The organism is Candidatus Pantoea deserta (assembly GCF_003813865.1).
Taxonomy (GTDB): Bacteria; Pseudomonadota; Gammaproteobacteria; order Enterobacterales; family Enterobacteriaceae; genus Pantoea; species Pantoea deserta.
Window position 1 is genome coordinate 164,965 of sequence record NZ_RMVG01000010.1, and the last position, 10,759, is coordinate 175,723.

Consider the following 10,759-nt stretch of genomic DNA (forward strand, 5'->3'; position numbering starts at 1 on the left):
TACCGCGCAGGTTAACAAATTGTGCGGTGTAAGATACATCTTAGTGTAAAGCCAGTTGATAATGATTACCACTTGCATTAAATTCCAGCCGAAATAATTTATAACAATAACCCTGTTTTATTTTACGGTTTTTATGTGCGAAACCGCTATTTAGCTACTGACAGCAAATAAGTGAGCAAATACTAACAATCAATAAGGTATTTGCGCTTATGTCCTCAATGTTTCAGGGATTAACCCAACAGCGGCTGTTTAAATATGCGCTGCTGGCCTCTTCCATTCATGCAGCCTGCGGTTATGCCGCCAGCGATACGCTTTCCGCAGAACAGCGCGCCAGCGATACGGTGATGACCGTCACCGCGCCGAAGCCCAAAGCGGGAAGTAAAACCACGATTTCCGCGAGTGAGTTACAGCAGCGTGGAGCGAATGATTTCGGTTCGATTATGCGCTACGAACCGTTAATCAGCGCCACCGGTTCGGCGGGCGGCTCCTCATCAGGTAAAAGCGGCTTCGACCGCGCAGGCTATAGCGGCTATAACATTCGCGGCCTGGAGAGCAACCGTGTCGGGCTGGACGTTGACGGTATTCCGCTGCCGGACGCGACCGGCCGTCCCTACGTTAGCCGCGTGGGCAACAACACCTTCGGCATCGGGCGCGGCGACTATATCGATCCCTACATGTTCGGCAGCGTTGAGATTGAAAAGGGCGCCACGGCGGTTGACCAGCCTAATGCCTCTATCGGCGGCAACGTCTCCTTCCATAACAAAAGCGCCGACGACTACCTGAGCAGCGGCAAAACCACTTACTTTGGCTATCAGAGCAACTATGACTCATCAAACCGCAGCTGGCACAACGGCATTACGGCGGCGGCCGGCGACGATGAGCTGCGCGGTCTGTTTGTTTACAGCCGTCGCGACGGGCAGGAAACCGAAAATAATAGCGGCGTAAAAGATGCGTATCCGGCTAACTGGCACTCTGACGCCTTTATGACCTCCGGCATCTGGCAGCCCAACGATCTGCACAAACTAAGCGCCACCTTCGACTACTACCATAAAACCAGTCATACCCACTACGACGGCTGGGACACCTCAGGCAACACCATCTGGGGCACCTCGCAGCAGCAGAGCGATACGCGTCGCTTCGGCGTTAGCCTGGCGGACGAATGGACGCCGTATAACGATCTGCTGGATACCCTGACCACGCGTCTCTACTGGCAAAAAACCGAATCGCACGACAATACCTTTATGCCGGCCAGCGCCAGCGCATACGAAAGGGTCTATTCGGATTACAACACCAGCAGCCTCGGCTTTGACACCCGCGCGACGAAAATCGTGGGCCGCCATGAGCTGAGCGCGGGTATCAACGCCCATACGGAAAATACCGAGCGTCCGTTCCGCCAGTCGCCAGCGCCGAGTCAGTACAGCGTGATCATGCAGCCGCAGGCCGACAGCCGCAGCTACACCGTCGCCGGTTATGTGCAGGACAAAATTAACGTTGATCTCGACAGCCATAACTTTGCGGTGATCCCCGGCGTGCGCGTGATGTACCAGAACACCAAACCGCGAAATTTGTCCGATCTCACCACCGGCAGCAGCGTGCTGACTGAAGAGCAGCTGGAAACGCTGTACGGCGACGGCAACAGCGATACCGAAGTGCTGCCGTCGCTGACCTTACAGTATGAGCTGTCGCCTGCGCTCATCACTTATCTGCAATACAAACGCGGCGTCGAGTTCCCGAACGCCAGCCAGCTGTACGGCTCCTGGAACCTTGGCTCCAGCTACGCGGGCCGCGCCCAGTATGCGCTGATCGGCAATGCCGATCTGGATACCGAAACCAGCAATAATTTTGAGTGGGGCCTGAAAGGTCAGGTAGCGGCAGGCGTGACGGTAAATACTTCGCTGTTCTACAACCAGTACAAAAACTTTATTGCTTATACGCGCTATACGCGCGCCGGTAATCCTGACAAATTCGTTAACGTGCCGGGCAATATCTACACCACCTATCAGGCGGAAAACCGCGACAAGGCCTATATCTATGGCGCAGAGCTGGCTACCAAAGTGGATTTCGGCACCTGGTTCCAGCAGGTTGACGGGCTGAGCGCGACTTTTGCGCTGGGCTATAACGAAGGGAAGTCGAAGTCGAGCTATTCCGGCGATAAGTATGTCGACCTGGACAGCGTCGCGCCGCTAAAGGCGATTGTCGGCCTGGCGTGGGATGACAGGCAGCGCGGCTATGGCGCCGCCGTCACCGCCACCTTCGTCAAGGGTAAACGCGCCACCGAGACCAACCGCGAGAGTTATTCCAACAGCGGTACGGCGCTCACTGACGCTACCAGCGAGTATATGCGCATTCCGGGGTATGGCATGGTGGATGCGACCGCCTACTGGCAGGTGGCGAAAAACGTCAGGCTGAGCGGCGGGATCTATAACCTGACCGACCGCAAATACTGGGACTACACCAGCAGCCGCGAGCTGACCAGCGATACCGCGCAGGATCGTAATGATGTGGCGCTGGCGGTGATGCCGGGCCGCACGTATCAGCTGGGTGTTAACGTCGATTTCTAATCACTCGTCCGCCCTGCGCTGGCGCAGGGCACTTGCTTACGGGAGCAATGCGCAATGAATCCATTTTTTCAACACTACCAGACGCTGAAAGGCGACCATCCGAAAAAGTATGCCCGCGACCTGGCGGCGCTGATGGGGATCAGCGAAGCCGCGCTGTGCGACGCGCGCGTGGGTCAGGATGCGCAGCGTCTGAAAACCCAGTTTCGCGAACTGCTGCTGGCGCTGGAAGCAGTGGGTGAAACGAAAAATATCACCCGCAATGACTATGCGGTGCACGAGCACCTCGGCTGCTACCAAAATGTGTCGCTGGGCGATCACGCAGGGCTGGTGCTAAACCCGCGCGCGCTCGATTTACGCATCTTCATCGGCCAGTGGCGCAGCGCGTTCTTTCTCCGCGAGCAGAGCGCGCGCGGCGAGCGGCAGAGCATTCAGATCTTCGATCGTCACGGCGATGCGGTGCTGAAAATCTACGCGACTGAAAACAGCGATATGAACGCCTGGCAAAGGTTAATCTCGCGCTTTATTGATAACGCGCCCGCCGCGCTAAGCGTCGAGGCCGTCCCTGACGCCAGCTTTACCCGCCATGTTGACGCCGCGGCTATCGACAGCGAGTGGCGCGCCATGACCGACGTGCACCAGTTCTTCGGCCTGCTGAAGCGGCATAACGTTTCACGGCCGCAGGCCTTTCGCGCGGCGGGCGACGATCTGGCGTGGCGCGTCGATAACGACGCGCTGGCGCGACTGCTGGCGCTGGCGCATCAGGACGGCAATGAAATCATGATTTTCGTCGGCAATCGCGGCTGTACGCAGATCTTTACCGGCGCGGTGGAAGAGGTGGCACCAGTAGAGAACTGGCTCAACATTTTCAATCCGCGCTTTACGCTGCACCTGATGGCCGACCAAATCCATGAGAGCTGGGTAACGCGCAAGCCGGGCAGTGACGGTTTTGTTACCAGCCTGGAGCTGTTTGCCGCCGACGGCACGCAGATCGCCCAGCTTTACGGCCAGCGCAGCGAAGGCGCGCCAGAGCAGGCGCGCTGGCGCGAACAGGTTATGTCGCTGAGCGCGGCGGGAGAGGCGGCATGAAACGCCTGATCCCCTGGCTACTGCTGCTGGCGCTACCGTCGCTGGCGGCGGATCGCGTTGTCTCTATTGGCGGCGACGTCACGCAGATCGTCTATGCGCTGGGCGGACAGCAGGCGCTGGTGGCGCGCGACAGCACCAGCCAGCATCCGGCGCTGGCGAAGAAGCTGCCGGACATCGGCTATATGCGCCAGCTCAATGCCGAAGGAATTCTGGCGCTGAAGCCGACGCTGGTGCTGAGCAGCGAGCTGGCGAAACCGTCACTGGCGCTGCAACAGGTCGCTCAGGCCGGCGTTAAGGTCGTGGAAGTGACCGGCGAGAACAGCCTTGAGGCTATTCCACAGAAGATCGCCGCCATCGGCAAGGCGCTGCATCGTGAGGAAGAGGCAAAGGCGCTGACTGAGCAGGTCAGCAAAACGCTGGCGGCGCTGCCAAAAAGGCCGCTGCCGGTGAGGGTGCTGTTTATCATGACGCACAGCGGCATGAAGTCGCTGGCGGCAGGCAGCGATACCGCTGCCGACGGCGCAATCCGCAGCGCGGGCCTGGTTAACGCGATGGCGGCTGTGCCGCACTATCAGCCGCTGTCGCAGGAGGGCATCATTGCCGCCGCGCCGGATCTGGTGGTGATCGGCGACGACGGGCTAAAAACGCTGGGCGATGAAGAGAAAGTATGGCAATTACCGGGCCTGGCGCTGACGCCCGCCGGTCAGCATAAAAACCTGCTGGTAATAGATGAGATGGCGCTGCTGGGCTTTGGCCTGGATACGCCTGGTGCCATCGTTAAGCTGCGCAAAGCGGCGGAAGCGGCGCGGCATGAGTAATCCCGTCGCCCTGCGCTGGCTGGCGCTGATGCTGATTAGCATGCTGGCGGCGATGGCGCTGGCGGCGAATCTCGGCGCCATGACGCTGTCGCCGCGCGCGCTGTGGCAGGCGCCGTTTAGCGATATGGTCTGGCGGATTTGGCTCGATATCCGTCTGCCGCGCGTGCTGCTGGCGGTGCTGACCGGCATGGCGCTGGCGGTTTCCGGCGCGGTGATGCAGGGATTGTTTCGCAACCCGCTTGCCGATCCGGGCCTGCTTGGGATCAGCAGCGGCGCGGGACTGGCGGTAGCGATTGCTGTGCTCCTGCCGCTGACGTTGCCGCCGCTGCTGGCGCTCTGGCTGCCAACCCTGGCGGCGTTTCTTGGCAGCCTGGCGGTAATGGCGCTGATCTTTAGCTTCAGCCGTCTGGCGCAGGGCAATCTGGCGCGGCTGCTGCTGGTGGGCATTGCTATCAATGCGCTGTGCGGCGCGGCGGTGGGCGTGCTTTCCTGGCTGAGCAACGATCAGCAGTTACGCCAGCTGTCACTGTGGGGCATGGGCAGTCTGAGCCAGGCGCAGTGGCCGATGCTGACAGTGTGCGCCGTTTTTATGCTGCCGGCGCTACTGCTGACGCAGCTGCGCGCGCGCCATCTCAACCTGCTACAGCTCGGCGAAGAGGATGCCCACTATATGGGTCTCGACGTGCGGCGCACCCAGCGGCAGCTGCTGGCGCTGAGCGCGCTGCTGGTCGGCGCGGCGGTATCGGTCAGCGGCATTATCGGCTTCGTCGGTTTAGTGGTGCCGCATGTGATGCGCTTCTGTCTGGGCAGCGATCATCGCTGGATGCTGCCCGGATCGGCGCTGGCGGGCGCGATCCTGCTGCTGCTCGCGGATACGCTGGCGCGCACGGTAGTGGTGCCTGCAGAGATGCCGGTCGGACTGTTGACCAGCCTGCTGGGCGGCCCCTGGTTTCTCTGGCTGATCCTGCGTCAGCAGCGAGGAGTGGAGTAATGGAGCAGTTAGAGGCGCATAGCCTGCGCTATTCTCAGGGCGGTCGCCTGCTAATCGACACGCTGGATCTGACGTTAAAGCCGGGCGAGATGGTGGCGCTGATTGGTCCTAACGGCGCAGGCAAATCAACGCTGCTGCGTCTGCTGACCGGCTTTCTGACGCCGGACCATGGCGAATGCAGGCTGGGCAATCGCCCGTTAGACGAATGGCCGCGCGAGCGGCTGGCACAGCGGCGCGCGGTGATGCGTCAGCAAAATCCCGTTACCTTCTCCTTGCCAGTGGAAGCGGTGGTGGCGATGGGCCGCGCGCCCTGGCCCAGCGCTGACGCAAACGGCATCGTCCAACAGACGATGGCGCTAGCCGGCTGTGACGAGCTGGCCGGGCGCGACTATCGCCAGCTCTCCGGCGGTGAGCAGCAGCGTGTACAGCTGGCGCGCGTGCTGGCTCAGCTATGGCAGAACGGGGCGCCGCGCGGCTGGCTTTTTCTTGATGAGCCAACGTCGGCGCTCGATCTTTTCTGGCAGCAGCAGACGCTGCGCCTGCTGCATCGCCTGTCGCGGCAGCATGATTTCAGCGTCTGCGCCGTACTGCACGATCTGAATCTGGCTGCGCTCTGGGCGGATCGCATTCTGCTGCTGCATCAGGGCAGGCTGGTGGCGCAGGGATCGCCGCAGGAGGTGATGACCGAGGCGACGCTGACGCGCTGGTATCAGGCAGATCTGCGTGTTGCTTCGCGCCACGAGAGCGACAGACCGGTTATACAGCTGCGCGCCTGATGCCGTTTGGGTTACTTTTCATAGAGTTAGCCTTAGCGGCGCGCCGATTTTCAGCCATACTTTGTATCCTGAATCAATCAACAGGGAAGCAAAATATGAACGATGCGTTAAATCAGGCCGCTGAACAGCTTGGCGAGCGTCTTCTCTCTTGCGACTGGCGCTTAGCCACCGCCGAATCCTGCACCGCAGGTTTGATCAGCATGACGCTGGCGGCAGTGGAAAACAGCGGCAACTTCTATACCAGCGGCTTCGTCACCTATAGCGACAATGCGAAAACCCAGCTGCTGGGCGTGCGGTCAGAGACGCTGGAACAGCATACCGCCGTGAGCGAGCAGACCGCGCGTGAAATGGCAGTGGGCGCGCGTGAACGCTCCGGCGAGCCGGTCAGCCTGGCGATTACCGGCTATGCCGGGCCAGACGGCGGCGAAGATGGCACGCCGGCAGGCACTATCTGGTTTGGCTGGACGCTGCCGGACGGCAGCGTTATTGCGGAGATGCGCCGTTTTGAGGGCGAACCCAAATCGGTGATGGAGCAGGGCGCGCAGTTTGCGCTGGAGCGCCTCGGCGTACTGCTGCGCGACGCGGCCCTGCATCAAAACACTTAACGGCAGTCAACGATCAGGCGGCCGCGCACCTTGCCGTCCAGCAGATCCTGCGCGCCCTGTTTCGCTTCGCTAAGCGGGATCAGCGTGGTGAGTTTGGTCAGGGTATCGCCGTTGAGCAGTTCGCCAAGACGCTGCCATGCCTGCTGGCGCAGCGGTTTCGGACACATCACGCTGTCGACGCCCGCCAGCGTCACGCCGCGCAGAATAAAGGGCGCCACGCTGGCGGGCAGATCCAGACCCTGAGCCATGCCGCAGGCGGCAACCACGCCGTCACGCTGGGTCGCCGCCAGCACGTTGCTCAACGTATGGCTGCCGACGCTGTCGATCGCCGCTGCCCAGCGCTCTTTAGCCAGCGGTTTGCCGGGCTGGGACAGCTCGCTGCGATCGATCACTGAACGCGCGCCCAGCGTGTCGATCAGATAGCCTTCGTCGCTGGCGCGTCCGCTGGCGGCGATGACCTCAAAGCCCAGGCGCGCCAGTAAGCTGACGCTGAAGCTGCCTACGCCGCCGCTGGCCCCGGTCACCAGTACCGGCCCACGCTCCGGCGTTATGCCCTGTTTTTCCAGCGCCATAACGCACAGCATCGCGGTGAATCCCGCCGTGCCGATCGCCATGGTTTGCAGCGGGCTGAGCGTGGCGGGCACCTCAACCAGCCAGTCGCCGGAGACGCTTGCCTTCTGCGCCAGGCCACCCCACTGTTTTTCGCCGACGCCCCAGCCGGTCAGCAGCGCCACGTCATCCAGCTGCCATTCAGGATGACGGCTGGCGGTGACGCGGCCTACAAAATCGATGCCCGGCACCATCGGGAACTGGCGCACAATCGGGCCTTTATTGCAGATGGCGAGCGCGTCTTTGTAGTTCAGCGTGGAGTAAGTGACGTCAAGGGTGACGTCGTGATCGGGCAGCTGGGATTCGTTCAGGTTTTTCAGCGTGGTGCGGTAGCCTTGCTCATCATTTTCAATGACTAATGCGGTAAACATGCAGCCTCCGGCAGACAGGAAAATATGCGGGTCAGTCTACTCTTCTGTGGCGAGAAGGGGTAGCAGGCGGAAAAACCGTAAAACGGCAAGTGCATAATTTCGCATAACTTACCGATAAATAAGCGTTTTTTAACTGCGTATTTTTAATATATCATTATTTATCAGTCGCTTGCATTTTTAATTTTTGATGATTTATTTACTGCTGCGCCGGTTGTTCCCTCGGCAAAAAGATGACATCATTGCGCCTGTTTTCCCTTTTCTCTGAGGACGCCGCGATGGCCGGAACAATGCAAACCCGCACTTGCCTCCGCTTGCGCTGTCCCCTGTGCAAAGCGATCTCCTCACCTCTCTTTGCTAAGCCTTTCTCTCTCGCCATGCGGTGAGGCCAGCTAAACGTTCGCTGTTGGGCATGCGTAAAGACAGACGCGATCTGGCTTTACTGATGTCTATCGGGAGCGGTTTCCTTTTCTGTTCCGCTGCTGTCTGACGTTATTCGCCGGGGAATTTCCCTATTGCCGTGCCTCTGGCACCCACTCATCCTTCACCGTTGGGGATTTGTGTTATGACACCACTGAAAATTGCCGCCAGCGCTGCTGTGGCTCCAGGCCTTACTCTGAACACCGGGCGTGACGTAGTGACGCTGGATAATACCGACTTTACTGACGTGGCGGCGGTGGTGTTATCACTGTCCGATACGCGCAGCGGCGTGCTGGCGCTGTTGCGCCATACCGGCTTTAATCTGCCGGTATTTGTCGCCAATGCCTTTGAAGAGGAGGTCATGCATCTGCCTGGGGTGACCGGCGAGCTGAACGGTTCGGCGGAAGAGTGGGCGGCGCTGGAAGCGGCCGCCGCAGAGTATGAAGCGAACCTGCTGCCGCCGTTTTTCGATACCCTGACGCGCTACGTCGATATGCAGAACAGCACGTTCGCCTGCCCTGGACACCAGGGAGGCGCGTTTTTCAACAAGCATCCGGCAGGGCGTCAGTTTTTTGAATTTTATGGCGAAAACGTTTTTCGTTCCGATATGTGCAACGCCGACGTAAAGCTGGGCGATCTGCTGATCCATGAAGGTTCGGCTAAAGATGCGCAGAAGTTTGCGGCCAAAGTTTTTAACGCAGACAAAACCTACTTTGTACTTAACGGCACCTCCAGCGCCAATAAGGTGGTGACCAACGCGCTGCTGACGCGCGGCGATCTGGTGCTGTTCGACCGCAATAATCATAAGTCGAACCATCATGGCGCGCTGATTCAGGCCGGCGCGACGCCGGTTTATCTGGAAGCTGCGCGTAACCCCTTTGGCTTTATCGGCGGCATTGACGCTCACTGCTTTGACGAGGCCTGGCTGCGCGAGCAGATCAAACAGGTAGCGCCGCAGCGCGCTGAGGAAGCCAGGCCGTTCCGCCTGGCGATTATCCAGCTTGGCACCTATGACGGAACGGTTTATAACGCGCGACAGGTGGTGGACCGCATCGGCCACCTGTGCGACTACATCCTGTTTGACTCCGCATGGCTTGGCTATGAGCAGTTTATTCCGGTGATGGAGGGCACTTCTCCGCTGACCCTGACCCTGACCGATCAGGATCCGGGGATTTTCGTCACCCAGTCGGTGCATAAGCAGCTGGCGGGCTTTTCACAAACCTCGCAGATCCATAAAAAAGATAACCATATTCGTGGTCAGAAGCGCTTTTGCCCGCACAAGCGGCTGAATAACGCCTTTATGCTGCACGCCTCGACCAGCCCGTTCTATCCGCTGTTTGCGGCGCTGGATGTCAACGCCAAAATGCATCAGGGGGAAGCGGGGCGCCGGTTGTGGCAGTCGTGCGTCACGCTCGGCATTGAGGCGCGTAAGGCGATTCTTGACCGCTGCGAGATGATCCTGCCATTTGTGCCGGAGCAGGTAAACGGGCGGCGCTGGCAGGATGCGCCGACGGAAGCCATCGCCAGCGACAGCCGCTATTTTAGCTTCGAGCCAGCGGCGAAATGGCACGGCTTTGCCGGTTATGCGCAGGATCAGTATCTGGTCGATCCCTGCAAGCTGCTGCTGACTACGCCGGGCATCGACGCGGCGAGCGGCGAATACGCCGACTTCGGCATTCCTGCCACCATTCTGGCCAACTATTTGCGCGAAAACGGCATTGTGCCGGAGAAGTGCGATCTCAACTCGATTCTGTTTCTGCTGACGCCTGCGGAAAGCCCGGAGAAGATGGCCCATCTGGTGGCGATGCTGGCGCAGTTCGAACAGCATGTCAGAGAGGATGCGCCGCTGGCGGAAGTGTTGCCGACCATCTATCGCAAAAATCAGGCGCGCTATAAAGGCTATACCCTGCGTCAGCTGTGTCAGGAGATGCACGATCTTTATGTCAGTTTCGACGTGAAGGATTTGCAGAAAGCCATGTTCCGCCAGCAGAGTTTTCCGGCGGTGAAGGTAAATCCGCAGGATGCGCATCAGGCTTATATTCGCGGCGAGGTTGAGCTGGTGCCGATTGCTAAAGCCGAAGGACGCATTGCCGCCGAAGGGGCGCTGCCCTATCCTCCTGGCGTGCTCTGCGTGGTGCCGGGCGAAGTGTGGGGCGGGGCGGTGCAGCGCTACTTCCTGGCGCTGGAAGAGGGCGTGAATCAGCTGCCGGGCTTCTCACCGGAGTTGCAGGGCGTCTATACCGAGGATGACGGGAAGGGGCGTAAACAGCTGGTGGCGAATATGATGGTGGAGGGCCGCCTGGCCGGGCGGTAGGGGCTGTTGCGCAGGCGGCGCCGAGCAGGTTTCGTTGTTTGCCTGCTGCGCAGGCGGCGCTGAGCGAGTTTCGTTGATTGCCTGCTGCGCAGGCGGCTCTGGCGCAGGTTTCGTTCGCCGGACAGCGTAGCAGTTTCATTTCGCCCGCTGCGGGCGACCGAGCAGGGCCGGTAAGCGCCGGCCCTGCACCCGCGCTCCGGGCCAGCCCATC

Annotated in this window: 8 protein-coding genes; 7 read left to right on the forward strand and 1 reads right to left on the reverse strand. The window is 60.1% G+C overall.

From position 1 onward, the window contains the following. The first annotated feature begins 209 nt into the window (after positions 1-209). The 6 genes from BBB56_RS14170 (at position 210) to BBB56_RS14195 (ending at position 6,837) form a co-directional block, all read left to right on the forward strand. Positions 210-2,561: a TonB-dependent receptor domain-containing protein gene (locus BBB56_RS14170; protein WP_123801583.1), complete on the forward strand. Its 2,352-nt coding sequence runs from the start codon at positions 210-212 to the stop codon at positions 2,559-2,561. A gap of 54 nt (positions 2,562-2,615) precedes the next feature. After that, entirely contained in the window at positions 2,616-3,647 is a 1,032-nt protein-coding gene (locus BBB56_RS14175) for a hemin-degrading factor (protein ID WP_123801584.1), read from the forward strand. Next, positions 3,644-4,465 carry a heme/hemin ABC transporter substrate-binding protein gene (locus BBB56_RS14180; RefSeq protein WP_123801585.1) on the forward strand — a complete coding sequence of 274 codons (822 nt, stop codon included), beginning with the start codon at positions 3,644-3,646 and terminating at the stop codon, positions 4,463-4,465. The genes BBB56_RS14175 and BBB56_RS14180 overlap by 4 nt, the downstream gene beginning before the upstream one ends. Then, positions 4,458-5,456 (forward strand): FecCD family ABC transporter permease, encoded by a 999-nt coding sequence (locus BBB56_RS14185; RefSeq protein ID WP_123801586.1) that lies wholly within the window; start codon positions 4,458-4,460, stop codon positions 5,454-5,456. Before BBB56_RS14180 ends, BBB56_RS14185 begins: the two co-directional genes overlap by 8 nt. Next, positions 5,456-6,232: a heme ABC transporter ATP-binding protein gene (locus BBB56_RS14190; protein WP_123801587.1), complete on the forward strand. Its 777-nt coding sequence runs from the start codon at positions 5,456-5,458 to the stop codon at positions 6,230-6,232. Before BBB56_RS14185 ends, BBB56_RS14190 begins: the two co-directional genes overlap by 1 nt. A 95-nt stretch (positions 6,233-6,327) precedes the next feature. After that, positions 6,328-6,837: a CinA family protein gene (locus BBB56_RS14195; protein WP_123801588.1), complete on the forward strand. Its 510-nt coding sequence runs from the start codon at positions 6,328-6,330 to the stop codon at positions 6,835-6,837. Here the strand turns inward: BBB56_RS14195 and acuI are convergent. Then, on the reverse strand, positions 6,834-7,817 hold the full coding sequence (acuI, locus tag BBB56_RS14200; protein WP_123801589.1) for an acrylyl-CoA reductase (NADPH): 984 nt from the start codon (positions 7,815-7,817) through the stop codon (positions 6,834-6,836). The two genes, BBB56_RS14195 and acuI, sit on opposite strands and share 4 nt — an antisense overlap. 562 nt (positions 7,818-8,379) lie before the next feature. Between acuI and BBB56_RS14205 the strand changes: the two genes are divergently transcribed. Then, positions 8,380-10,548 carry an ornithine decarboxylase gene (locus BBB56_RS14205; RefSeq protein WP_123801590.1) on the forward strand — a complete coding sequence of 723 codons (2,169 nt, stop codon included), beginning with the start codon at positions 8,380-8,382 and terminating at the stop codon, positions 10,546-10,548. Positions 10,549-10,759 lie beyond the last annotated feature (211 nt).

Excerpts from the sequence above, each read along its gene's own strand:
- BBB56_RS14190 (WP_123801587.1), top strand. The coding sequence starts at position 5,456 with ATGGAGCAGTTAGAGGCGCATAGCCTGCGCTATTCTCAGGGCGGTCGC.
- BBB56_RS14175 (WP_123801584.1), top strand. The coding sequence starts at position 2,616 with ATGAATCCATTTTTTCAACACTACCAGACGCTGAAAGGCGACCATCCG.
- BBB56_RS14205 (WP_123801590.1), top strand. The coding sequence starts at position 8,380 with ATGACACCACTGAAAATTGCCGCCAGCGCTGCTGTGGCTCCAGGCCTT.
- acuI (WP_123801589.1), bottom strand. The coding sequence starts at position 7,817 with ATGTTTACCGCATTAGTCATTGAAAATGATGAGCAAGGCTACCGCACC.
- BBB56_RS14185 (WP_123801586.1), top strand. The coding sequence starts at position 4,458 with ATGAGTAATCCCGTCGCCCTGCGCTGGCTGGCGCTGATGCTGATTAGC.
- BBB56_RS14170 (WP_123801583.1), top strand. The coding sequence starts at position 210 with ATGTCCTCAATGTTTCAGGGATTAACCCAACAGCGGCTGTTTAAATAT.
- BBB56_RS14180 (WP_123801585.1), top strand. The coding sequence starts at position 3,644 with ATGAAACGCCTGATCCCCTGGCTACTGCTGCTGGCGCTACCGTCGCTG.
- BBB56_RS14195 (WP_123801588.1), top strand. The coding sequence starts at position 6,328 with ATGAACGATGCGTTAAATCAGGCCGCTGAACAGCTTGGCGAGCGTCTT.